Annotated in this window: 23 protein-coding genes and 1 tRNA gene; 14 read left to right on the forward strand and 10 right to left on the reverse strand. The window is 33.5% G+C overall.

From position 1 onward, the window contains the following. From HKP48_RS05525 to rpiB, 3 genes are all read right to left on the reverse strand, one after another. A partial coding sequence (locus tag HKP48_RS05525) for a transposase family protein (protein WP_296343670.1) occupies positions 1 to 238 on the reverse strand: 238 nt, incomplete at its 3' end. A gap of 213 nt (positions 239 to 451) precedes the next feature. Beyond that, entirely contained in the window at positions 452 to 1,357 is a 906-nt protein-coding gene (locus HKP48_RS05530) for a cation diffusion facilitator family transporter (protein WP_296343672.1), read from the reverse strand. 1 nt (position 1,358) lies between these two features. Further along, a complete protein-coding gene (rpiB, locus tag HKP48_RS05535; protein ID WP_296343674.1) occupies positions 1,359 to 1,793 on the reverse strand; it encodes a ribose 5-phosphate isomerase B in 435 nt (144 codons plus the stop codon). 952 nt (positions 1,794 to 2,745) lie between these two features. On the opposite strand from rpiB, the gene HKP48_RS05540 reads away from it, so the two are divergent. From HKP48_RS05540 to HKP48_RS05565, 6 genes are all read left to right on the forward strand, one after another. Continuing rightward, positions 2,746 to 4,980, forward strand: coding sequence for an RNB domain-containing ribonuclease (locus HKP48_RS05540; RefSeq protein WP_296343677.1), 2,235 nt, complete (start codon positions 2,746 to 2,748; stop codon positions 4,978 to 4,980). A gap of 60 nt (positions 4,981 to 5,040) precedes the next feature. After that, on the forward strand, positions 5,041 to 5,292 hold the full coding sequence (locus tag HKP48_RS05545) for a hypothetical protein (RefSeq protein ID WP_296343679.1): 252 nt from the start codon (positions 5,041 to 5,043) through the stop codon (positions 5,290 to 5,292). Next, positions 5,289 to 5,588 (forward strand): heavy metal-binding domain-containing protein, encoded by a 300-nt coding sequence (locus tag HKP48_RS05550; protein ID WP_296343681.1) that lies wholly within the window; start codon positions 5,289 to 5,291, stop codon positions 5,586 to 5,588. Before HKP48_RS05545 ends, HKP48_RS05550 begins: the two co-directional genes overlap by 4 nt. A gap of 4 nt (positions 5,589 to 5,592) precedes the next feature. Then, entirely contained in the window at positions 5,593 to 5,829 is a 237-nt protein-coding gene (locus tag HKP48_RS05555) for a hypothetical protein (protein WP_296343683.1), read from the forward strand. 71 nt (positions 5,830 to 5,900) lie between these two features. Next, complete coding sequence (locus HKP48_RS05560) at positions 5,901 to 6,572, forward strand: head GIN domain-containing protein (RefSeq protein ID WP_296343684.1); 672 nt, start codon at positions 5,901 to 5,903, stop codon at positions 6,570 to 6,572. A gap of 124 nt (positions 6,573 to 6,696) precedes the next feature. Continuing rightward, complete coding sequence (locus HKP48_RS05565; RefSeq protein ID WP_296343685.1) at positions 6,697 to 7,380, forward strand: LysE family transporter; 684 nt, start codon at positions 6,697 to 6,699, stop codon at positions 7,378 to 7,380. Between the two features lie 133 nt (positions 7,381 to 7,513). Here HKP48_RS05565 and HKP48_RS05570 read toward each other — a convergent pair. The 3 genes from HKP48_RS05570 to HKP48_RS05580 all read right to left on the reverse strand — a co-directional run bounded on the left by HKP48_RS05570 (position 7,514) and on the right by HKP48_RS05580 (position 8,265). After that, a tRNA-Cys gene (locus tag HKP48_RS05570) sits at positions 7,514 to 7,584 on the reverse strand. A 41-nt stretch (positions 7,585 to 7,625) separates the two neighbouring features. Then, positions 7,626 to 7,997 (reverse strand): dihydroneopterin aldolase, encoded by a 372-nt coding sequence (folB, locus tag HKP48_RS05575; protein WP_296343687.1) that lies wholly within the window; start codon positions 7,995 to 7,997, stop codon positions 7,626 to 7,628. A gap of 67 nt (positions 7,998 to 8,064) precedes the next feature. Next, a complete protein-coding gene (locus tag HKP48_RS05580) occupies positions 8,065 to 8,265 on the reverse strand; it encodes a zinc ribbon domain-containing protein (protein ID WP_296343689.1) in 201 nt (66 codons plus the stop codon). Between the two features lie 89 nt (positions 8,266 to 8,354). Here HKP48_RS05580 and HKP48_RS05585 point away from each other — a divergent pair, with 89 nt between their 5' ends. Both HKP48_RS05585 and HKP48_RS05590 read left to right on the forward strand, forming a co-directional pair. After that, the gene (locus tag HKP48_RS05585) at positions 8,355 to 10,358 is read left to right on the forward strand and encodes a glutamine--tRNA ligase/YqeY domain fusion protein (protein WP_296343691.1); all 2,004 of its coding nucleotides are present in this window, start codon (positions 8,355 to 8,357) and stop codon (positions 10,356 to 10,358) included. A 96-nt stretch (positions 10,359 to 10,454) separates the two neighbouring features. Further along, entirely contained in the window at positions 10,455 to 10,943 is a 489-nt protein-coding gene (locus HKP48_RS05590) for a DUF1761 domain-containing protein (protein ID WP_296343693.1), read from the forward strand. A 70-nt stretch (positions 10,944 to 11,013) separates the two neighbouring features. Here the strand turns inward: HKP48_RS05590 and HKP48_RS05595 are convergent, their stop codons facing one another. Further along, entirely contained in the window at positions 11,014 to 11,940 is a 927-nt protein-coding gene (locus HKP48_RS05595; protein ID WP_296343695.1) for an SPFH domain-containing protein, read from the reverse strand. Positions 11,941 to 12,520: 580 nt separating this feature from the next. On the opposite strand from HKP48_RS05595, the gene HKP48_RS05600 reads away from it, so the two are divergent. Next, positions 12,521 to 12,688: a hypothetical protein gene (locus tag HKP48_RS05600; RefSeq protein ID WP_296343697.1), complete on the forward strand. Its 168-nt coding sequence runs from the start codon at positions 12,521 to 12,523 to the stop codon at positions 12,686 to 12,688. Positions 12,689 to 12,744: 56 nt separating this feature from the next. On the opposite strand, the gene gltX is transcribed toward HKP48_RS05600, so the two are convergent. From gltX to HKP48_RS05615, 3 genes are all read right to left on the reverse strand, one after another. Then, positions 12,745 to 14,259: a glutamate--tRNA ligase gene (gene gltX / locus HKP48_RS05605; protein WP_296343699.1), complete on the reverse strand. Its 1,515-nt coding sequence runs from the start codon at positions 14,257 to 14,259 to the stop codon at positions 12,745 to 12,747. A 98-nt stretch (positions 14,260 to 14,357) separates the two neighbouring features. Beyond that, on the reverse strand, positions 14,358 to 16,943 hold the full coding sequence (locus HKP48_RS05610) for a hypothetical protein (RefSeq protein ID WP_296343700.1): 2,586 nt from the start codon (positions 16,941 to 16,943) through the stop codon (positions 14,358 to 14,360). Between the two features lie 101 nt (positions 16,944 to 17,044). Beyond that, entirely contained in the window at positions 17,045 to 18,088 is a 1,044-nt protein-coding gene (locus HKP48_RS05615) for an alkane 1-monooxygenase (RefSeq protein WP_296343702.1), read from the reverse strand. A 132-nt stretch (positions 18,089 to 18,220) separates the two neighbouring features. Between HKP48_RS05615 and HKP48_RS05620 the strand changes: the two genes are divergently transcribed. The 5 genes from HKP48_RS05620 (at position 18,221) to HKP48_RS05640 (ending at position 25,602) form a co-directional block, all read left to right on the forward strand. Next, positions 18,221 to 21,787 (forward strand): DUF4175 family protein, encoded by a 3,567-nt coding sequence (locus HKP48_RS05620; protein WP_296343704.1) that lies wholly within the window; start codon positions 18,221 to 18,223, stop codon positions 21,785 to 21,787. Further along, the gene (gene ybeY, locus HKP48_RS05625; RefSeq protein ID WP_296343705.1) at positions 21,780 to 22,190 is read left to right on the forward strand and encodes an rRNA maturation RNase YbeY; all 411 of its coding nucleotides are present in this window, start codon (positions 21,780 to 21,782) and stop codon (positions 22,188 to 22,190) included. The genes HKP48_RS05620 and ybeY overlap by 8 nt, the downstream gene beginning before the upstream one ends. An 84-nt stretch (positions 22,191 to 22,274) precedes the next feature. After that, on the forward strand, positions 22,275 to 24,146 hold the full coding sequence (gene mnmG / locus HKP48_RS05630) for a tRNA uridine-5-carboxymethylaminomethyl(34) synthesis enzyme MnmG (RefSeq protein WP_296343708.1): 1,872 nt from the start codon (positions 22,275 to 22,277) through the stop codon (positions 24,144 to 24,146). A 36-nt stretch (positions 24,147 to 24,182) separates the two neighbouring features. Beyond that, positions 24,183 to 24,746: a hypothetical protein gene (locus tag HKP48_RS05635; RefSeq protein WP_296343710.1), complete on the forward strand. Its 564-nt coding sequence runs from the start codon at positions 24,183 to 24,185 to the stop codon at positions 24,744 to 24,746. Continuing rightward, positions 24,739 to 25,602: a class I SAM-dependent methyltransferase gene (locus tag HKP48_RS05640; protein WP_296343712.1), complete on the forward strand. Its 864-nt coding sequence runs from the start codon at positions 24,739 to 24,741 to the stop codon at positions 25,600 to 25,602. The genes HKP48_RS05635 and HKP48_RS05640 overlap by 8 nt, the downstream gene beginning before the upstream one ends. The last annotated feature ends 15 nt before the right edge of the window (positions 25,603 to 25,617 follow it).

Genomic DNA, 25,617 nt, shown 5'->3' on the forward strand with positions numbered 1-25,617 from the left:
AAAATACACGATTAAGCGTGTCATGAGAAGGAATACCATTAGGTAATTCCAAAAAAGTTCTTAAAAAATCTTCTTTTTCTTGAGCATAGAGTTCCATTTCATTCCAAGAATCTGCTCCACAAATAACTGATATAATACCAATAAGAAGGATGTCATTTAACTTGTGAAGCTTTGTTAAATCACGTCTAGGATCGTCTACTTGACTAAAAATAGAAACTAATTTGTTTGTTGTTTTCAAAGTACATAAAATATTGATTATCAATATAATATACAAAATTTAATCTTAAAAACCAACTGAATATCAGTGATTTATATCCGAAAAATAAACTTTTTTAGATGCGTTTGCCCTAGGCTTGTCTCTATAAGTATAACTCATCCCAAAATAAATAACAAAATCTCACACACATCAAAATAGGTATAAAATGCAAACTTTACCTACGAAATAAACATTTCAGTCTTGTACAATTACAGATTTACTATCCCTTTTACTATACTCTGGCTGAATGTTGACATGGTTAATATTATATTTATGGTGTATTAACTCTTCTATTTTGTTAAGAACGATGTCAAATTCTGATAGTTTTATATCCTCATTAAAGTCAATGTGAGCTTCTAAATGAATTTCTTCTTCATTCAATTGCCAAATATGCAGATGATGTACGTTTTTTATCTTATCAAAATTTTGAATATCTTTTATAATATTATCAATTTGTAAATCTTCTGGGGTGAAAAGCATTAATACTTTAGTAGAACTTTTAAGTAGATCCCATCCCATGATAATGAGGTAAATAGCAATAGCTAAAGTGAGCGCACTATCTACCCAATAAACCTGATAAAACTTCATTAAAAGTCCACCAACTAAAACCGCAACACTTGCCATCATATCGGTTAATAGATGAAGGTAAGCGCTTTTCATATTCATATTATCGTTAGCGCTTTTTTTTAGTAATAACACACTAAAACCATTACCTAAAATTGCAATAAAAGACAACCAGATAACTAAGTTAGATTCTATTTCTTCAGGATTTTTAAAACGTTTAATAGCTTCAAAAATGAGTAAAACAGCAACAATTACTAAAGTTGAAGCATTAATAAAAGCTGCTAAAATTTCAGCTCGCTTATAACCAAAAGTCCGTTTTACTGATGCTTTTTGTTTTGCTAATTTATTAGCAACAAAACTGATGATAAGTGAAATTACATCACTAAAATTGTGAAGAGCATCACTTAAAAGTGCTAAACTTCCAGAAAGTATACCGCCAATAACTTGAGCAACTGTAATAGAAATATTTAAGACAATAGAAATGAGAAGATTACGGCCTTTTGAATTATGATGATTATGAGAATGACCGTGACCCATTTTAGCAATTCATTGCTATTTTATCAACTCTATTTTGATGACGTCCACCTTCAAATTCAGTATTTAAAAAAGTATCCACCATTTTTATAGCTTGCGGAATTGCAGTGTAACGTGCGGGGATACAAATAATATTAGCATTATTATGCTGGCGTGTCAATTCTGTAATTTCATTTATCCAACAAATACCTGCACGTACATTTGGATATTTATTTGCTGTCATAGCAACGCCATTGGCACTACCACATATTAATATTCCAAAATCTACTTTAGCATCATTTACATCTTTTGCTACTGGATGTACAAAATCTGGATAATCCACACTATCAAAAGCATCTGTACCATAATTTTTTACAGTGATTCCTTTAGCTTCAAGATGCTTTACAATTGCGGCTTTGTAATCTGGCCCTGCGTGATCGTTTCCTATAGAAATTGTCATAATCTTAAATAATATTTATAATAACACAAAGTTACAATTATTTCAAACTGGTTAACAGAGTTATTGATTACTTGTTAATAAGTGTTAACAAGTATTTAGAAGTAAAATTTTATTTTCTCAATAAAATTTACAACCAAGAATTAAATCTTATTTACCAAAAAAGTTAGTGTTTATTTATAGTTAACTTTTCAGACTAAATAGCGTTGATACTAACGTTTAAATTATATTAACTTATTAAAAAATAGAAGTTAATTTAGCTTATTAACAACTGTGTATAGTTTTAATAAACTCTTTGATTTATAAAGCCTTACATCTCTAATAACTTGTTAATAGAAAACAGTAAGTCGTTTTTACAACAAAGCCCTTAAAAAGTTATACCGCTATTAACACCCTATAATAACCATCATTATATTTTTTAAATTTTAAAAGAAAAATGATATGTATAGTATAAATGTGGATAACTCTAAAAAAATTAGAATCCTGTAAATATTAGATTCAATTAATATAGCTATGTTTTTTTTTAATATAAATAAATTGAATGTCCGTAATGAGTACTAATTAAAATTTTAAACTCATTCTGTCACATTGAGTACTTTAACTATACTCAGCATAAACTAAAGTCGAAATGTCTTGTAAAACAACACTTAAGATTTTTCGACTACACTTCGACTACGCTCTGTGACTACGCTCTGTGACCACGCTCTAAATGACAGAGAAATCATTATATTTTTCAATTTATGATTAAAAAAGGACAATCAATTAACAAATGATATAATAGCATAATTAGTGCAAAAAGACCTGTAATTTTACTCGTCTTTTACATCAAAATAACACTATTAAATATTAATACCTTAGCTTTGTCTTAAACTTAATATAATTCTTCACCTGATATTAAGTCAAATTAGAAAGAATTCCTGATACTTTTCAGGAAAATGAAATGACAAATTTATAAATGATAAAAAGAAGAACAAAGAAATCCAAAAAAGGAATTTCTAACCTTACAAATACAATCTTAAGTATACTAAAAAAAGAACGAAACAAATCATTTAATTATAAACAAATAGCGGCTATACTTGGTGTAAATGATGCTAGTAGCCGTAACCAAATTATAAAAACTTTAGCTAAACTCACTTCTAAAGGTGATATAGAACAAGTCGATAGAGGTAAATTTAGAGCTGTAGTTACAGCAGAATACCATGTTGGTAAATTCGACGCATCTTCTAGAGGAAATGGTTATGTAATCAGTGATGATTTTGAACAAGATATTTTCATAGCTTCAAATAATACAAATAAAGCTTTACACGGTGATGAAGTGGAATTTTACGCTTACAAACGTAAACATCGCGGAAAGCAAGAAGGAGAAATAACCAATATTCTAAAGCGAGCAAAGTCTGAATATGTTGGAACCATACAAATACAAGACAAAAAGAATTTTGCTTTTGTAGTTCCAGATAGTAACAAGATGTACAAAGATATTTTTGTGCCAATAAATAAGATTAATAAAGCTCAAGATGGAGATAAAGTCCTAGTAGAACTATCCGATTGGCCAGAAAAAGCAGATTCACCTTACGGAAAAGTCCTTAAAGTTTTAGGAAAACCAGGAGAACACAGTACAGAAATACACGCCATCTTAGCAGAATATGGTCTACCAGCAGAATTCCCTCATGAAGTAGAAGAATACGCTAATAACATTGATATTACTATAAAAGAAGACGAGATTAATAAGCGTCGAGATATGCGTAAAGATTTAACCTTTACTATTGATCCAAAAGATGCTAAAGATTTTGATGATGCTTTATCTTTTAAAGTTCTTGAAAATGGCTTATTCGAAATAGGAATTCATATTGCAGATGTTTCTCATTATGTACAACCAGATACCGTTTTAGATGACGAAGCTTACGAACGTGCAACCTCCATTTATTTAGTAGATAGAGTTGTGCCTATGCTACCAGAACGTTTATCAAATGGTGCATGTTCATTAAGACCACATGAAGAAAAATATACGTTTTCTGCAGTGTTTCAAATGAATAATAAATGCGAAATAAAAGACCAATGGTTTGGAAGAACAGTAACTTATTCTGATGCGCGTTTTGCCTATGAAGAAGCACAAGCTATTATTGAAAATAACACTAAAGTTAGTTTGAGTTCAATACAAGCGTCTCAATTAAATACCCAAATTCCTTCAGAAGTTTCCTTAACCAGAGAAACATACAAAACAAAACCAGAAATTGCTGAAGCCGTTTTAGTTTTAGACCGTTTAGCAAAAAAAATGCGTTCACAACGTATGCGCGATGGTGCTATTTCTTTTGATAAGGTTGAAGTAAAATTCAACTTAGACCAAGACGCTAATCCAATAGGAGTATTCTTTAAAACCACTAAAGATGCGAATAAACTCATTGAAGAATTTATGTTATTAGCTAACCGAAAGGTGTCTGAATTTATAGGAAAACAAAAACCAAAAAAGACGTTTGTTTATCGTGTGCATGACGAGCCAGACGAAGCTAAACTAGCTCAACTTCAAACTGTTGTTGGACGTTTTGGACATAAACTCAATTTAAAAGATAGAAATAGTGTCGCATCATCTTTAAATAATTTACTAAAAGACGTCGTTGGTAAAAAAGAACAAAATCTTGTAGATACCTTAACCATTCGCACAATGTCTAAGGCAGAATACACAACAAATAATATTGGACATTATGGGCTTTCTTTTGACTATTATAGTCATTTTACATCACCAATACGACGTTATCCAGATGTAATGGCGCACCGATTATTACAACACTATTTAGATGGCGGTAAATCTGCAAACGAAGAGATTTACGAAGAAAAATGCCGTCATAGTAGTGATATGGAAAATCTATCAACTAAAGCAGAACGTGATTCTATTAAATACATGCAAATTAGGTTTATGCAAGACCATGAAAACGAGGAGTTTTTAGGCGTTATTTCTGGTGTAACCGATTGGGGAATTTATGTAGAAATTATCTCTAATAAATGCGAAGGTATGGTCTCTGTTCGTGATATGAGAGATGACCACTATTATTTTGACCAAGACCAATATGCAATGGTTGGTAAAAAAACAGATAAGACGTATCAACTTGGAGATGAAGTAATTGTAAAAGTTAAAAGTGCTGATTTAGTGAAGAAGCATCTTGATTTCTTTATGGTTGGTAAACCTGAGGATTAAATTACTGTAACAAATAGACTATATCTCTTACATATATAGAAACTTAAACTTCTATAAAACATGAAATCAGAAACTTGTTCAGCCTGTGGTTCTTCAAAACTCATCCACGACATGAGAATTGTTGACTTTGGTCACGGAAATGCTAAAAATGATTTATCAGTAGAAATAAAAACAACAGATAGAGTTCTTTTTAATAAATTTGAAAAAGGAGCTTTAAAGGCACAAATATGTGGGTCTTGTGGTAAGGTAGATTTATCTGTTAATAACCCCCATGATTTATGGACTGCTTATCTAAAAACAAAAAAACTATGATATTAACAACAACCAATACAATTGAAGGATTTAAAATTGCTGATTATCTAGGCATAGTTACAGGTGTAGCTATTAATGATGAAACGTTATCTTCTGGTTTTAGTACTTCAAAATATTATAAAAAAATTCAAAGTAGCGTTGATGCTGTTAAGGAAAGAGCATTCAAAACATTAACTGAAAACGCAAAAGCGCTTGGTGCTAACGCGATTGTTGGTATTAAGATAGAAATAGAGTTAACCACTACTAATTATCCTATGGTTTCGGTAACTGGTACAGCTGTAAAAATTTTAGTATAGCACTATGAATTCTAATACTAAAACTATTCTTATTTCTATTCTTATATTCCTCGTTATATTTTTAATTGTCTTCTTTGGAGTAAGAGGGGTTTTTAATCTTACTGAAGGTCCCATCTCAGGAATCATCTCAGCTGTAGCTGCGGCTATTCTATCACCAAGACGTAAAATAATTGAAAAGCAATCAAGGAAAGAAGTGCAATTAACTTGGTTTTTTAGTAAAAAAATTATTCGTTTCAAATAAAAACTGTAACAATTATAGTTTAGCATAATCTTTGTTATTAGTAAACGTATAATTAAAAAAATTATCCATTAATGAAAAATTTAATAACCATTATCGCTTTAGTAATTACAACAACTCTTTCTGCTCAGAGCCCAATCGTTAAAGAAGTAGGAGAATTTACTGAAGTAAAAGTATTTGATTTAATAAATGTAAAAATGATTAAATCTGATAAAAACCAAGTTGTAATCGAAGGCGCTAACAGAAGAAATGTTCAGGTTTTAAATAAAAATGGAACACTAAAAATACGTATGGAATTAGAAGAGTCTTATGATGGAAATGACATAGAAATTCTTTTATATTATACATCAGTAGATGTCATTGACGCTAATGAAGGTGCAAAAATAAAAATCGACGGCACAATAGACCAATTTGATATAAAGTTTAAAGCTCAAGAAGGTGGAAAAATCACAGCGGATGTAAAATCAACATATACAAACGTGAGAGCTGTCACTGGAGGAATTATTAATCTTACAGGAACATCAAAGAATCTAGACATAAGCATTTATACTGTTGGTAAATTTGATGGCGAAGAGTTTAAAACAGAAAATACTGAAGTATCAATTAACGCAGCTGGAGAAGCTAGAGTAAATGCTTCAGAGTTTGTAGAGGTGAGAGTAAGAGCAGGTGGCGATGTTTACATTTACGGTGACCCAAAAGAAATAGACGAAAAAACTGTACTTGGAGGTCGTGTAAAACGCATGTAATTTTTTATGTCATTCAGAGTGTTGCACTGAGCTTGTCGAAGTGTAAAACGAAGAATCTCTTCTAAAACATTAACCTAGAATTCCTATTTTCTTTACTACATTTGTGTAAACTAGTGACGTTTACATGTTCGACGATATATTAACAGCAATTCCGTTTGGGATAATCTTGGCGTTTACCATAGGGCCAGTATTTTTTGTACTGTTAGAAACAAGTGCAACAAAAGGATTTACAAGTGCACTAATTTTTGATTTCGGAGTCATACTTGCAGATATTGTTTTTATAGCAGCAGCCTTTTATAGCACCAATAAAATCGTTGAAAAAATAAAAGATGACCCTAGTTTCCTTGTTTTTGGAGGTGTGCTCTTGGTGGCTTACGGTGTTATTTCTTTCGTTAAAACCTCTAAATCATTCCGCGCCATTGTTAGAGAATACCATAAAGTCGAAATAAAAAAAGGTTATGGAAAGCTTTTTATAAAAGGATTCTTACTTAACTTTATCAACATAGGTGTTCTCTTAGGTTGGCTTGGTTTTATAGTTATTGGGACATCTTTAACTGAATCAGAGAATGGAACTCTTGTCTTTATTACCACAATGCTTATTACTTATTTCATTGTAGATTTATTTAAGATTGCAGCCGCAAAAAGATTGCGCACAAAGTTAACGCCACGTAGAATTTATAAAACAAAGAAAATTGTGGCTTTAGCAATCCTAGTTTTTGGTATTATTTTACTTACCCAAGGTTTATTTCCTGATGTATATGAGAAGAGCAAGAAACAGATTGAAAAGATTAATCCAGTAAAAGATTAATTATTTAAGGTTATATAGTTTTGATATTATTTCTTTTGTATTCATACAATTCGAAGATATTTATTCACAGCCATAAAAGCATTGTTAAAAATATTAAATAAAAAACCTTCAACATTTGCTGAAGGTTTTTTTGAGGTGTCGAGCGGATTCGAACCGCTGTAGATGGTGTTGCAGACCACTGCCTAGCCACTCGGCCACGACACCTAATATGCGTTGGCAAATATAAAAATATTTACAGTTTTACACTACTTAGTATGCTTTTTTCGCTTTTCGGTCATTTTAATAGTAACCATTTCCACGTCTCCAGCTATTGGTGGGTTTACTTTGCTCACACTTACTGTGGCTTTAGAAACCATCTGATCTTCAGAAAATATTCGGTTCAAAATCCGTTTAGCTACAGTTTCTAGGAGTTTTGAAGGTTGTGCCATTTCCTCTCTAACTACCTTATTTAAAAACACGTAGTCAACTGTATCAGATAGTTCATCAGTCTTTGCCGAGGTTTTTAAGTTAGCCTTTACTTCTAAATCTACACGATAATCACTTCCGATTTTAGTTTCTTCAGGTAGACAACCATGATGAGCAAACACACGGATATTTTCGACTTTTATTATTCCCATAAAGCAAAAATAATATTACTCTACGTCACTTCGAGTGAATTTCTGAAAGAAATTTGTATCGAGAAGCTTAGTTGGTAAACAAATCAAAAATATTACTCAAGGCGCTAGTTTTTGCTTTAAAAAACTCAGTGTAAGAGCATTTTTTACAAGTGACAGAAGTAAATTTTTTATTCTGGACATCAAATATTTTAGACAATGTGCCACCAGTTGCACGCATTTCTCCAACGTCGTAGGTGGTATTATCACATTTTGGACAGATATAACTCATAATTTTTGGTTGTTTAGGTTCAAGCTATAAGTAGAAAAACAAAGGCTTTTGTTACATTTTTATGTAATTTTACACTTTAATTTTTTGCAATGTTAGAAGAATCAAAATCACTCAATTTTATTGAGCATATCATAGAAGAAGATTTAGCCAACGGTCTCCCGAAGGAAAATCTTCGATTTCGTTTTCCTCCAGAACCTAATGGTTATTTACACATTGGCCACACAAAAGCTATAGGTATTAGTTTTGGTTTGGGTGAAAAGTATAATGCACCTGTTAATCTTCGTTTTGATGATACGAATCCAGCAAAAGAAGAGCAAGAGTATGTTGATGCTATTAAAAGAGATATCGAGTGGCTTGGATATAAGTGGGAGAATGAATTATACTCTTCAGATTACTTTCAAAAACTATATGACTGGGCTGTTTTAATGATTAAAGATGGCAACGCCTATGTAGATTCACAATCTTCAGAAGCCATGGCCGAACAAAAAGGAACGCCTACACAAGTCGGTACCAATTCACCTTATAGAAATAGAACTGTTGAAGAAAATTTGGAGCTTTTCCAAGGTATGAAAGACGGTAAATTTAAACAAGGAGAACATGTCCTTCGTGCAAAGATTGATATGGAAGACCCAAATATGTTGATGCGCGACCCAATAATGTACCGAATCTTATTCGCACATCATCACAGAACAAGTAATGATTGGTGCATTTACCCAATGTATGACTGGACGCACGGCGAAAGTGACTATATTGAGCAGATTTCACATTCTTTATGTTCCTTAGAATTTAAACCACACAGAAAACTTTACAATTGGTTTAAAGAACAAGTGTATGACTATGCAAAAGAAGAGTTACCAATACCTCCAAAGCAAAGAGAATTTGCGAGGCTAAATCTTAGTTATACAATCATGAGTAAGCGTAAACTATTGCGTTTGGTAGAAGAAGGTATCGTAACAGGTTGGGACGATCCACGCATGCCAACTATTTCTGGTTTGCGCCGTCGAGGTTATACACCAAATTCTATACGTCAGTTTATAGAAAAAGTAGGTGTTGCAAAGCGTGAAAACATAATTGATGTTTCGCTTTTAGAATTTTGTGTACGTGAAGACTTAAATAAATCTGCAAACCGTGTGATGGCGGTTTTAGATCCAGTAAAAGTTATAATTACCAATTATCCTGAAGGAAACGAGGAGTGGTTAGATGCAGAAAATAATCCTGAAGATGATAAAGCAGGTTCGCGTCAAGTTCCTTTCTCAAGAGAAATCTATATTGAAAAAGCAGATTTTAAAGAACAAGCGAGTAACAAGTTTTTTAGACTAAAACTAGGAGGAGAAGTCCGCCTAAAAAATGCTTATATCATACAAGCAAATAATGTTGTAAAGGACAAAGAAGGTAATGTCACAGAAATTCACTGTACGTACTCTACAGATACAGAAAAACGCGTCAAAGGAACATTGCACTGGGTTTCTGTAAAACACGCAATTCCAGCAGAGATTAGAGAATACGACCGCTTATTTATGGACGAAGCTCCTGATAGTCATAATGACAAGGATTTTATGGAGTTCATAAACCCAAATTCTCTGAAAGTAAAAATCGGATATTTAGAACCAAGCTTAGCAGATGCAGAAGTAGGAGAGCGGTTTCAGTTTCAACGTTTAGGATATTTCAATGTAGATAACGATTCTAAACCAGGCGCTTTGGTGTTTAATAAAACTGTTGGTTTACGAGATAGTTGGTCAAAGCAAAAGCCACAACAAAACCAAAATCAACAACAAAACCAACCTCAGCAAAAGCGTAAGGCTATTAGTGTTATCCAACAATTAGGAAAAAAGTACACTAATTTGCCTGAAGAAAAACAATTAAAAGCAAAAGCAGAAATACAAGTCTTAGCCAAAAACGTTGCTTACGAAGAGTTAGAAGCGTTATTTGGTACTGCAGTAAAAAAAGTAGGCACACGTGTCGCAGTTTTGATTGCGTTAAAAGAACAGCTTAAAAATGGCTTACAACGCAATGCTAATATTGACGATTTTATAGCCAAAGCAAAAGATGATAAAAACGAAATATTAGTTGCTGAAGCAAATGAAATAGCGTAAGAAGTTTTCTAAAAATGATATATTAAAAAAACCTCTAGGAATGCTCTTAGAGGTTTTTTTGTATTTTTAAATATTACTAACTAAAAATCAAATCAAATGGAATTTAATTATTTAGCAATAGCGGTTGCTGGTCTTGTACCTCTAGTTATAGGATTCTTATGGTATAATCCAGCGCTTTTTGGAAACGTTTGGATGCGAGAATCTGGCATGACTGAAGAAAAGATGAAAAGCGGAAATATGGCTGTTATTTTTGTTTTATCACTCATTTTTTCGGTTTTATTATCCTTTTTTTTACAGTTTTTAACCATTCACCAAACAGGTGCAGTACAAATGATTGGCGGCGATCCAACAGTTGAAGGCATCTTACCATCTTTTCAAGCGTTTATGGACGACTATGGCACTAATTTTAGAACTTATAAACACGGCGCATTACACGGTTTATTAGCTGGAATATTCATTGTATTACCAATTATGGGTACCAACGGCTTGTTTGAAAGAAAATCATGGAAGCATATTTTTATAAACGTTGGCTACTGGACACTTGTACTTACAATTATGGGAGCAATCCTATGTGGATGGGTTTAAATTACCTGTAATAAAAATAGAACCCTCGAAGGATAACTTCGAGGTTTTATATATAAAAAATTAGATAAAATTATTCTTCTTTTTTATTGTTTTTTGCATTTTTCATAGCCTCACCAATTTGGTTGCTTGCTGTAAAGCTAGCCACCATATCATTTAACATATTACTTCCGGCTTGAGGTGAATTTGGTAATAAAATAAGATTGCTATTTGTTTCTTGGCCTATAGATTGTAAGGTGTCGTAATGTTGTGTTACAACGATAAGCGCAGAAGCTTCTTGAGAATTAATTCCCACTTTATTCAACACCTCAACAGATTCTTCAAGTCCGCGAGCAATTTCACGACGCTGGTCTGCAATACCCTGACCTTGTAAACGTTTACTTTCTGCTTCTGCTTTTGCTTTTTCTACAATTAGGATACGCGCAGCATCACCCTCAAATTGTGCAGCTGTTTTTTCACGATCCGCAGCATTAATTCTGTTCATTGCAGCTTTTACTTGTGCATCTGGATCAATATCAGTTACTAATGTTTTGATAATGTCGTATCCATATTCAGACATATACTCTTGAAGTTCGCGTTTTACTGCTATAGCAATATCATCTTTTTTAACAAAGACATCATCTAATTTCATTTTAGGAACTTCAGCACGGACTACATCAAATACAAATGAGGTAATCTGGTCATGCGGATATTCTAACTTGTAAAAAGCGTCATAAACTTTATCTCTGATAACAAGATATTGAACAGAAACTTTAATTTTCACAAATACATCATCTAAAGTTTTTGTTTCGATTAAAACATCCAATTGTTGAATTTTCAAGCTTAGTCTACCCGCAATGCGGTCCACTAACGGAATTTTCATCTGTAAACCAGATTGACGAATGCTTTGATAGCGTCCAAAACGTTCAATAACAGTAGCGGTTTGTTGCTTCACGATAAAGAAGGCAGACAATAAAACAACTACACCAATTAGAATAATAGGGTAAAAGTAATAAGACATATTTTATGTTTTAATGGTTAATGAAATACGAAATGAAACTAAATTTAAGTATATTTTAAGAGCAGGCGACATAAATGTAAAATAAAATTGATTGATCTAAGTTTTTATTAGGTTTGTTTCAGAAAGCCCTCAACAGCTATGAAAATAAAATCATTTCAAATATTTGTCGCTATTAGTACGCTTTTTGTTACAATGAGTACAGCACAAAACTATCGCATACAAAACGGAATAGGGATTTACCAGGACTAACACCATTTAAAATAGACACGGATGATTTAGCAACAGAATCCGGAAACGGTTGGTTAGCAGGATTTTCTACCACGGTAGATTTGCCACACCGATGGTATAATGTGAGTTATAACATTCAGCTTGCGAAAAATCAATTAAAACTCGCAGCACTACCTTTTCTTAGGAGGTACTACCGCAGAGTTTTTAAACTATAAAATATTCACAGCACAAATTGCACTTATAGGTCACATAAAAATCATTAAAAAGTATTTTTCTATTGATGCTGGTCTAATGTTACAATACAATAGCTACTTAGATTTACAAGATGAAATGAAAGAAAATTATATAGTAGATGGCTAAAAATAAGATTACAGCAAACGATATTTCTGAGGTGTCTCGATTTAATATTAATGGAACTATTGGCGTATCTTTAGGTTTTGAAACTTTTAAGCTTAGAGCGCAATATATTTATAGCCTCACAAATATTTTGAATAAACGTAATGACCAGAATTTAGCTTAAGAGGTAGATTTTAAGGGTAATCAAAATACGTTAGTATTTTCAGCGATGCTTATTTTCTAGATAGACTTTATTAAATCATCAATTCGTTTTACAGTTTCGTTTTTCCCAATCATAAACATAATTTCAAACACATCAGGACCTTGGAGCGCACCAACAAGGGCTAATCGTAAAGGCATCATCACTTTCCCAAAGCCTATTTCGTTATCAGTGATCCAACTTTTTAAATTAGTTTGAAGGTTTTGAATTGTAAACTCTTTTGTAGTCGTAATAATTTCAATAGTTTTTTGCATTAATTCGGCGGTTCCTTCTTTTAGTGCTTTTTTAGAAGCTTTGTCGTCATAACTTGTGGGAGCAGAGAAGAAGTAGTGACTCAAATCCCAAAAGTCTTGTACAAACGTTGCACGCTCTTTTATTAAACCAACAACTAAAGCAATATAGTTGACATCAATCTCTGTTAGTTCTGGTCGAGTTGCTTTAAATTTTTTAGCCAAATCCAAATCTAACTGTTGTTGCATGTATTGGTGGTTAAACCATTTTGTTTTGTCTGGGTCAAAACGAGCTCCGGCTTTGTTTACACGCTCTAAATCAAACTCTGAAATCAAGTTTTCAAGAGAAAACAACTCTTGTTCAGTTCCTGGGTTCCAGCCTAAAAATGCCAAAAAGTTAACCACGGCTTCAGGGAAATAACCATCTTCTTTATAACCTCGAGACACTGTGCCGTCTGTAGCTGTATATTCTAAAGGAAAAACAGGAAAACCTAATTTATCGCCATCACGTTTACTTAATTTTCCTTTTCCAGTTGGTTTTAAAATTAAAGGTAAATGTGCAAATTCAGGGGCTTCCCAACCAAAAGCATTGTATAATAATTTATGTAAAGCCAAAGACGGTAACCATTCTTCACCACGTATAACATGAGTAATTTCCATCAAATGGTCATCTACAATGTTAGCTAGGTGATAGGTTGGCATACCATCACTTTTAAATAAAATTTTATCGTCTAAAACATTGGTGTCTATTTTAATATCTCCTCGAATAATATCTTTAAGATGAAGCGTTTCGTCTTGAGGTGACTTAAATCTAACCACATAATTTTCACCAGCATTAATTTTAGCCAGTGTTTCTTCAGAAGTTAAAACCAAAGAGTTTACTAAACGTCCTTTTTCGCGATTATGCCAGTTATACATAAAGGTTTTGCATTCGGATTCGTGGTTTTTTCGCTCCGTATCTAACGCTTCAGCTGTATCAAAAGCATAATAGGCTTTACCTTCTGCGATTAATTGGTCAGCATATTGTTTATATAAATGCTTACGTTCACTTTGTCTGTATGGCCCAAATTTTTCATTTTTCCCTGGTCCTTCATCAAAAGGAATATTACACCAGTTTAATGCATCTACAATATAGTTTTCTGCACCTTCGACATAACGGTTTTGGTCGGTATCTTCTATACGTAGCACAAAATCACCACCATGTTTTTTAGCAAATAAATAGTTGAATAGCGCGGTTCTTAAACCACCAATATGTAAAGGACCTGTTGGACTTGGTGCAAAGCGCACACGAACGTTTTTAGACATAGCTATAAATTAAAGCGCAAAGATAGTTTGATAATTGAAGCCCACAAAAAAAGCTCCTTTAATTAAAGAGGCTTTGGTGAAATTATATTTTGTGTTGCCTAACAGCCAGAATCTACAATTAGTTGAATAGGAACGGACGTGTAACATCCACTCAAATTTTCAACCCTTACATATACAGTATCTGGACTATTCAAATTTTGATAAGCACTAGAGTTTTGTATTGGATTATTGTTATTGCTAGCATCATCTTGAGTTAAATGATATGTTATAGTAACATCCATTATTAGGTTATCATTAATAATCTGTTCATTTAATGAATTTAGATTAAAAACAGCAAACCCATCCGAGTTACCATCACATTCAGTAATCGATAAATTTGAAAAAACAGCAGGAGATTCTATTAGTTGAAGCTCAAGAGAGGATATTGTAAAATCTCCGTTTGTGTCTTCAACTCTTACTGATAAGATATTTGGTTCTCCAAATGAATAAGAATAAGGAGAAGATAAAGCATTAATGTTTGATACCGCTTCGGCTTCTGTTATATGATAAGAAATTGTCCCGCTTTGACTATTTAAATAAAAAGAGTCCATAGAAATTAAGTCAAAGTTAGCAATGCCAGACCCGCCAAAATCACAAGCGGATATTATTTCTGTATTTGGATTATTATTACCTTGATTGTTTGGGTCATTGGGGTCGTTAGGATTACTAACCCCTTCTGTAATTAAAATAGTGATTGGGTCATCAACGCCAGTGATTTCTTCACAATTCGTTAAACCGTCGTTATCATCATCGGCTGATGATACAAATAAGGTAATTGATGAAAACCCAATTCTTTGACTTAAACTATTCTCTGCTCTTACAGTGATTGAGGGGTTTAAAACAGCATCTTCAAAGCTTAAAAGATAGGTCATCTGCATAGCATTGTTTTCTGATAATGCATCATCCATACTTTCAAAAAATGAGTATGATGTGTTTTCTGCCTGATATAAATCTTCTAATAAATAGAATACTTGATTACATCCGTCTCCTAATAAATCTAAATCAGAAAGATTAAAGTCATTATTATCTAAATAATCCATAGTGCCATCACCATCTGTATCGTCATTTCTTGGGTCATTATCACCATTGTAGTTTTCGCCTATGGTGTTGACTCCGTCTCCATCATCATCGGGGTCTAGATAATTTGGTAAACCATCATTATCTGTATCGTCATTTTCAAGGTTACCATCGTTATTCACATCTTCATTGATATCAAGAATACTGTCATTATCGCTATCAGTTAAGATATTACACGATGTAATTGTTCCTAATTCGATAATCGAAGTATCAACGTTAATAAAACCAGTAATAATTTCCGAACTTTGATTATTTTCCAAGTCCACGAATACTACAGAATAATTAGTTTCATCTCCACAATTATTGAAATTATAATCAATAATTCCGTTTTGTATAGAAATTATTTCAGTATTACCATTATCGCCTAAGGAGAGTTGTAAATAACCATTTTGAACAATTTCCCCATCACAATTAAGAAATTCCCCATTAAAATTAATGTCATTAATCCAATCTACAACAACAGTTGTGTTCAAATCGAAAGAAAAAGGACCTATTGTTGTAGTAAAATTTTCTTCAGGGCAAATATTATTAAAAACAGTAATAGTCAATTCTTTATCTTTAGGCACCAAACCACAATCAGTACCTGATTTGTCTGTGTAACCAGACCCAGTAGTGCTTTCATTATTTATTTTAATAGAAAAATCATTGAAGGATAAAGGGCTTCCGTTGACATCACGTAAAGTGATGCATAGGTTTACGGCTGGATAAGGAAAATCATAGTTCCAAAACGAAAAGTGACTAACATTACCAATGTAAAAATTACCCTCTAAAGTCGCTTCACCTTCTTCAATCCAATAGCCTTTTTCATCGTCAAAATTCCATAATGGCATTATTGCAGGCGGATTTATAGTGTTATTTGCTAATGGGATTTTAATCTGCGCAGTACTATTATCAGCAAGCTGAAGCGATTCATCTCCAATTGAAAATAACTCGACCGCTACCATACCGTAAGTTTCTAGAGCTACTGGGTTTCCATTTAAATTTTGAGCATATAGCATTCCAGGCATCATCATTGTCATATCACTATCGTCAGGATTTAAATGCTTTAGAACAACCTTAACATCGCCATTATACTCAGCGCCGTTTGCTGTCTGAAAGTTACCATCAAAAGTAACAGAGGCACCATTTCCTAAATTGACTTCAGCTATTACACCAGATGAAATAGTTGCAGTAATATCTTCTTTCAATAACATGATTTCAACTTGATTTACTTCAGTAATTGACGGTACTAAACTCCTAGAACCGTCTATATAGCCAGCTTTTCTTGCAGTGATGTAAGCAAAGTTTTCAAAGGCATTAGCGTCTTTAATAGAAAAAACACCAAATGCATCTGTGGTTGTCGTTGTAGAACCAACTATGATTGATACACCTTCGAGAGGCATTTTGTCTTCATCAACAATTCTTCCAAAGAAGTCAGCAGTAACTTGCGAACCAAAATTTTCTTCAAAATTTACAGGAATAGGTGTTGGGTTTTCACCATTTGGTGTACTTAAATCTACAGGTTCGTTGACACAAGAAAAAAAGACAATTAAAAAACAACAAGAAATATACTTAGTAAAGGTTTTCATATTTGATTGATTGAATAATAGTTTGTAAATGTAAGAAAATCAGACGCAATTGTTAATTTACCAATGGTTTGAAGTATAAATATCTAGAACCTAAATTTAGGTTAACTTAGTATCATCTCTTTTGGCACACGCTTATTCATAATTTTAAACCAAAGTGGCGGCAACAAGGCAATGACCATGGAGGTTGGATATCCGTAAGGCATCTGTGGACTCTTGTCATGGCAGTCTAAAACTTGATATTTCTTTGAAGACTTGTAGTGGTGGTCGCTATGGCGAGTTAATTCGTACAAGACAATGCGCCCGATAACGTGGTTAGAGTTCCAAGAGTGTATTTCTCTAATACGCTCGTAACGTCCAGTTTTGGTTTTCATCCTCATTAAACCATAATGCTCAATATAATTAACGGTTTCAAGCAGAACAAAGCCAACAATACCAGAAAGAAGCGCAAACCATAATCCCGTGATTGAACACACAGCAAATACAAGAGTTAAATACCCTAATTGAAGAGTAAGGTACCAAAACATGTCATTATTTAAGGAGAAGAATGAGTCATTAATATTCTTCAATAATTTTTTCTGAATGCACCAAGCGCCAAAATATTGACGAATTGTTGAGGTTAGCCAGAAAGAATAAACAGACTGGTTATACCTTGCTGTTGCTGGGTCTTCTGGAGTTGCTGCATGCAAATGGTGGCCGTAATTATGTTCAATAAAAAAGTGCATGTAATATGATGGCAGAAGTAAAGCCTTGCCAATAAAACGTTCTTTTGTAGTTTGGCGGTGGCCAAGTTCGTGTGCTACGTTAATACCATTAACTCCCAAAACAATTCCTACAGAAAAAACAAGACCGACGAATTCATAAGTCTCTAGGCTTGTATTTAAAACGGTAAATAATCCGTAACCAAGAATTCCAAAAACGACGGGTAAGTTGAGGTATAACAACCAATCAAAAACCTTACGTGTTAATCTACTTTCGACCTCTTCTTCTGAAAAATTATCGGTGCTAACAGGAAAAATAAGTTCTAAAACAGGGATACAAACAAAGGCAAAAACAGGTGTAAACCAAGCCCAGTAGCCTTGCAAATTAACAGCCAAAAAGGCAGTTATAGGAATGAGGAATGCAGCTAAATATTTAAGGTCCTTCATCACAATAGGGGTTTTTAGTTCTGCTAAAGATGTTAATTAACATCGAAACGCCTTAAATTAACAGAAACTTATCAAATTTAAATAAATAGTAATAAAAATAAAATTGTAGTTTAGTAAGTTATTGAAGTGATTGTGAGCAATTTTAAAACCATACAAGCCAAAATACAGCAATTTATAAAGAAATTCTACACTAACGAATTGCTAAAAGGAGCTATTTTGTTTTTTGCCATTGGTGTGTTGTATTTTATGATTACCCTACTGGTTGAATACTTTTTATGGTTAAGTCCAACTTTAAGAACCGCACTGTTTTGGTTGTTTATCATGGTTGAAGCTACCTTGTTTACGAAGTTTATCATCATTCCACTTGCTAAGTTATTCAATATTAGAAAAGGCATAGATTTTGAAACCGCGTCAAAATTAATAGGCAATCACTTTCCTGAAGTTGATGATAAATTATTGAACGTCCTTCAGCTTAATCAAAGCGAACATCAGTCAGACTTATTATTGGCAAGTATTGAGCAAAAATCTGCAGAATTACAGCCAATTCCTTTTCAAACAGCGATAAATTTTAAATCGAGTCTCAAATACTTAAGATATGCCGCAATACCAGTGATAATTTTACTATTATCATTTGTTACTGGTAAAATCAATTGGTTTAGCGATGGTTACGAGCGAGTCGTTAATTACCAAACCGCTTATGAGCCACCAGCACCGTTTCAGTTTTTTGTGGTCAATGATAAGCTTCAGGCTATAGAAAACAATGACTTTACCTTAATTGTAAAAACGGTTGGTAATGTTATTCCGGACCAAGTTCAGATTGATTATAATGACCAAACCTATTTTCTACAGGAGAATGCTGCTGGAGAATTTCAGTATGTGTTTAGTCAACCAAAAGAAAATACCATCTTTACACTAAAAGCCAACGATGTATTATCTAAAAACTACGAGTTAAGCGTGGTCAATGTGCCAACATTGGTAGGTTTTGATATGGTTTTAGATTATCCAAGCCACACCAATAAAAAAGACGAAATATTAAAAAGTACAGGAAGTGCTACAATGCCCGAAGGCACAAAAGTAATCTGGAAAGTTAACACAAAATCCACGTCTCAAGTTAATATTTACGCCAAAGACACCCTAAATTTTGTACAGGGAGACACGGGGAGTTTTGAAGCTGCAAAACGGCTTTATAACAATTTTAGTTATAGCATAAATACTAGTAATGCAAACCTTGTAGATTATGAAAGCTTAGCCTTTTCCATAAATGTAGTTAAAGATGCTTACCCAGAGTTAGACATTAAGGTTGAAAAGGATTCTTTAGACCAACAAAGCCTATATTTTTACGGACAAGCCAGTGACGATTACGGATTACGAAAACTCCAATTGGTCTACTATCCTTTAGAAAAGGAGTCTGAAAAAAAAATAGAGCTAATAACTATATCAAAATCAAATTTTTCAGAGTTTGTTAGCGCATTCCCAGACCAATTGAATATTGAAGAAGGTGTGGCTTACGAGTTATATTTTGAAGTTTTTGATAATGATGCTTTACATAATTTCAAGACTATAAAAAGCACTGTGTTTAGTTACCGAAAACGAACAAAACAGGAAGAAGAAGCGAAGCAACTCAAGGAACAAAGCGAAACGATTAAAAACATAAGTAAAACGTTTGAAAAGCTTAAAGAACAAGACAAAAAGCTTGAAGAATTATCTAAAACCCAAAAAGAAAAGGAAGCATTAAGCTTCAATGATAAAAAGAAATTTGAAAACTTTCTCAAACGTCAGAAGCAACAAGAAGAGATGATGAAAAACTTCAATAAAAAACTTCAAGATAATTTAGAAGAGTTTCAAAAAGAAAAAGAAGATGGAAAGAAAGACGAATTTAAACAAGACCTAAAAGAGCGTCTAAAAGAAAATGAAGAGCAGCTAAAGAAAGACGAAAAACTTCTTGAAGAGCTCGAAAAAATGACAGAGAAGATAAACAAGGAAGAATTTAGTCAAAAGCTTGAAGAATTAGCTAAGCAAAACAAAAATAAAAAGCGGAGCATGCAGCAATTGTTAGAATTAACAAAGCGCTTCTACGTTACTAAAAAGCTAGAGAAAATACAGAAGCAACTCGAAGATATTTCAAAAAAACAAGAAGAGCTTTCTGAAAAGGACCTAAAAGAAAACACAAAAGAAGCCCAAGAAAAATTAAATAAAGAGTTTAAGGATATTCAAAAATCGATAGAAGATTTGATGAGTGAGAATCGCAAACTCAGAAAACCAGAAGATATAGAGCGAGACAAACTTACTGAAGAAAGTATAAAAGAAGATCAAAAAGAAGCCAAAGAAAACCTCAATAGCGATGAGCAAAATAAAGCTAAGGAAAAAGAATCGGTGGAGAAGAAAGAAGAACAAAAGCCAATGACGCCTCAGCAAATGCAAAAGGCAAAGAACAAGCAAAAGGCTGCTGCTAAAAAAATGAAGCAGATGTCTGAAATGATGAAGCAATCGATGATGTCTGGCGGTGGTGGCGGAGATAAAATGGAAGAAGATGCTGAGACGTTACGTCAAATATTAGACAATCTTATTTTGTTTTCCTTTGATCAAGAAGGTCTAATGAATCGATTTAATGAGATTGGCATTAATCACAATCAATATGGTAAATACATTGTAAAGCAAAGTAATCTAAAAGAGCATTTTCAACATGTAGACGACAGTCTTTTTGCTTTGTCTTTGAGAAACCCTAAGATCTCAGAAAAAATAAATGCTCAAATCACTGATGTGTATTTTAATATCGATAAAAGCTTAGGACAACTTACCGAAAATAGAATATATCAAGGTGTCTCATCACAACAATACACTATAACCGCGACAAATACACTTTCAGATATGTTAAGTAACATCCTTGATAATATGGAAATGTCTATGAACATGGAGCCCGGTCAAGGAGGCGAAGGAGAAATGCAACTTCAAGATATTATAATGAGTCAAGAAGAACTCAATAAAAAGATGGAGGAGGCTATGGAGAAACTTAAAGAAGGGGAAAAGCCAGGTAAAAAAGAAGGCGAAGAAGGAGAAAAAGGTGAAAAAGCAAAAAAGCCAGGACAAGAAGGAAAAGAAGGGGAGCTAGGAAATAAGGGTAAAGAAGGAGAGCAGGGAGAGAATGGTGGAGAAGGACAACAGGGTAACAATGGAAAAGAAAGCAAAGGGTCTGAAGGCAAAAACGGACAGAATGGCAAAAACGGTAAGGAAACAAACGATGAAGGAGATAATAAAAAAGAAGGTTATGGAGAAGGCGGAAATGAAGAGTTTAACAGAGAGCTTTATAAGATATATCAGCAACAGCAACGCTTAAGGCAAGCCCTGCAAGATAAAATTGGCAAAGAGGGTAGTCAAGGCAACGCAGGTGATTTAATAAAGCAGATGGAAGACGTGGAGCTAGATTTAATTAATAAAGGATTTACAAATCAAACACTCCAAAAAATGATGGATTTACAACACCAATTACTTAAATTGGAAAATGCTACTTTTACTCAAGGTGAAGATGAAAAACGTGAATCTAAAACGAATAGAAAAGAGTATAACACCAATTCAAAAAGTCAGATTATCAAAGCCAAAGACTATTTTAATACCCTAGAAATATTAAACAGACAAGCTTTACCTTTACGTTCTCAATTCAAAAAGAAACTCCAAGATTATTTTAAAAACTCCAATGATTAGTTTTAACTACGAGGTCGATTTTAAGCTCAATTCTGAAGATCAAACAGCCACTTGGATTTCCAACTTAATCGAAGAAGAAAATTACAAGGAAGGCGAGATTAATTACATCTTTTGTTCTGATGAATACCTTCATAAAATAAACGTTGAATTTCTCAATCACGATACGTTTACGGATATTATCAGTTTCGATTATTCTGGAGGAAAAGAGCTACACGGAGACATATACATATCCGTTGATAGGGTTAGAGATAACGCTAAAGATTATGAAGTAGATTTTTTAGATGAGCTATTAAGAGTTATGGCTCACGGCGTTTTACATTACTGTGGTTATAAAGACAAGTCCGATCGCGACGCTACAATCATGCGCTCAAAAGAAGACTACTACCTAAGCCATCGGTTATAATTATCACATTTTCAGCGTATATTTGCAAACTTAAAAAATTTAAACCTAAAAATGTTCCACGTGGAACACTAACAGATATAGTATATGTTTAATGCTGTTTATGATGTTATAGTTGTTGGCGCTGGTCATGCGGGTAGTGAAGCTGCTGCTGCTGCTGCCAATATGGGAAGCCAAACATTATTGATTACAATGAATCTTCAGAACATTGCACAGATGTCTTGCAATCCAGCTATGGGTGGAATTGCAAAAGGGCAAATCGTAAGAGAAATTGATGCGCTAGGAGGATATAGCGGAATTGTTTCTGATACTTCTGCAATTCAGTTTAAGATGCTAAACAAATCTAAAGGTCCCGCTATGTGGAGCCCACGAGTGCAAAGTGACCGTATGCGTTTTGCAGAAGATTGGCGTTTGCTTTTAGAGAAGACCAAGAATTTAGATTTTTATCAAGAAATGGTGTCTAGCCTTATAGTTGAAAAAGGCAAAGTAGTAGGTGTAAAAACATCTCTAGGAATTGAAATAAAAGCGAAGACGGTTGTTTTAACCAACGGTACTTTTTTAAATGGTTTAATACATATAGGCGAAAAGAATTTTGGTGGTGGTAGAGCAGGTGAAAGAGCCGCTACGGGAATTACGGAACAACTTGTTGATTTAGGCTTTGACTCTGGAAGAATGAAGACCGGGACGCCGCCAAGAGTTGATGGACGGTCTTTAGATTTTTCTAAAATGATTGAACAGCCTGGCGACAGTAATCCTGATAAATTTTCATATTTAGACACTACGACGCCGCTTCAAAATCAACGTTCTTGCCACATGACACATACAAGTCAAGAGGTTCATGATTTACTTCGTGAAGGTTTTGACAGGTCGCCAATGTTTAATGGAAGAATCAAGAGTGTTGGCCCGCGATATTGCCCATCTATAGAAGATAAGATTAACCGTTTTGCTGATAAGGACAGACACCAATTATTTGTAGAACCTGAAGGCTGGAATACCGTTGAAGTCTATGTTAATGGATTCTCAACGTCTCTTCCAGAAGATGTGCAATTTAAAGCCTTACGTTCTGTTGCTGGTTTTGAGAATGTAAAATTTTTCAGACCAGGCTACGCTATAGAATACGACTATTTTCCGCCGACGCAATTAAAGCACACTTTAGAAACTAAGCTAATCAACGGACTGTTCTTTGCAGGTCAAATTAACGGCACAACAGGTTATGAAGAAGCGGCTTCTCAGGGCTTGATGGCAGGTATTAACGCTAGTCTTCAGGTGCAAGAACAAGAAGAATTTACCTTAAGGAGAGATGAAGCGTATATAGGTGTTTTAATAGACGACTTAATTACAAAGGGAACAGAAGAGCCTTACCGCATGTTTACATCAAGAGCCGAATATAGAACTTTACTTAGACAGGATAATGCAGATTTTAGGTTAACGCCAAAAGGACATGAGCTCGGCTTAGCTTCCGAAAAACGTCTTAAGCGCATGGAAGAGAAGCAATCTAAGTCAGATAATTTTGTTCAGTTTTTTAAAGATACAAGTGTAAAGCCAGACGAAATTAACCCTGTTTTAGAAGAGAAGAATTCCGCAAAAGTGAAGCAACAAGATAAAATGTTTAAGCTCTTTGCTAGGCCAAATATTACAATTGATGACATGCGAAAAGTAGAATCTGTAAACAGATATGTTTTAGAAAATAATCTAGGCACAGAAGTATTGGAGCAGGCAGAAATACAAGTTAAATATGCGGGGTATATCGAAAAGGAAAAGAACAACGCAGATAAGCTTCAGCGTTTAGAAAATGTGAAGATTCCTCCTAATTTCGATTATTCAAAACTACAATCCATGAGTTTAGAGGCGCGAGGAAAATTAAATGAAATACAACCTGTAACGGTTTCTCAGGCTTCAAGGATTAGTGGTGTTTCACCAGCAGACATTTCAGTTTTATTGGTTTACATGGGAAGATAGATTATTGATGTTCCACGTGGAACAACTAAATTCAAAATGAATAATTTTATCAAAACATCCCTTTGGCCAATTGCAACCCTTTGGGTTTCCTTTTTAGCTATCTATGGGTTCTTACAGGTTGAAAAACGATTTACTGTTAACAGTTTTTTGTTTGCTTTTGACCTACATTTTGTTCTCATGTTTTGGTATGCTATTACATTGCCTTGGTTAAAATTGAAATATGACAGTAGCTATTATAATATAAAACCTTACGAGAATAATGGAAAGGTTTACACTTACTTTGGCGTGAATGTTTTTAGATGGTTTCTAAGATTTATGGGTTGGAATCGTATTAGTGATAAATCTAATGGAAGGGTTTTAAAAAACATTGAAAGATTAAAAAAAAGAGAAAAGCATACACGAGAAGCAGAGTTCGCCAACGCACTTTTATTTGTTCATTTTTTAGGAATTGCTTTTTGTTTTATGACTAGCCATAATATGTTTTGGTTATTAATTCTAAATACTATTTTACATTTAGTTCCAGTTTTTATTCAACGCGACAACAGCCCCAGATTTTTAAAATTAATATCTAGATTTGAAGCAACTCAAAACCATGGTTAAACCTCAAACATTTATTACCTTAAAAGATTACTCCGTTTCAGGAGAAGAATTTGATTTGGTTTACAATCAATACAATGATATCCTCGAAACTTTTCCGCAACCAGATTCAGAGAAGTTACAAGAATATTACAAAAGTGAAGACTACATTTCTCATACAGATACCAAAAGAAATCTTTTGGAGCAAGTCTATCATTTAATTAGAAAGATTGCTTTAAAACGCAAACTAAACTTGATAAATTCTTTTTTATCTAATAAAAGAAACCTACTTGATGTAGGGTGTGGAACAGGCGATTTTTTAAAGATTGCAAAAGAAAATAATTGGAATGTTTCAGGAATAGAGCCAAACGCTGATGCTCGTAAAACTGCAAATACAAAAACTAATAATTCAGTTTTTGATACCTCAAAACTATTAGAATTTGAACCCAATAGTTTTGATGTTATAACGCTTTGGCATGTTTTAGAACACCTGCCTAATTTAGAGGAGCATATTGAAATTTTTAATCGTTTATTAAAACCAAAAGGACATTTAGTTATCGCTGTACCTAATTATAAAAGTTACGACGCAAAGTATTATAAATCGTCTTGGGCAGCTTATGATGTACCGAGACATTTGTGGCACTTCTCTCAAGATGGAATTAAAAATTTGGTTGAAACTTTTAGTTTTGATTTTCAAAAAACACTACCAATGATTTTTGATTCGTTTTATGTCAGTTTACTTTCAGAAAAATACAAGCGTGGTTTTATGAATCCGATTAAGGCATTTTGGATTGGATTGAGTTCTAATTTTAAAGCAAAGCGTTCAGGAGAGTATTCCTCTCTGATTTATATCTTTAAAAAGCACCAAAACGCAAAATAAAGCGTTTTAAGAGCG

Source organism: Winogradskyella sp. (assembly GCF_013042245.1).
Lineage (GTDB): Bacteria > Bacteroidota > Bacteroidia > Flavobacteriales > Flavobacteriaceae > Winogradskyella.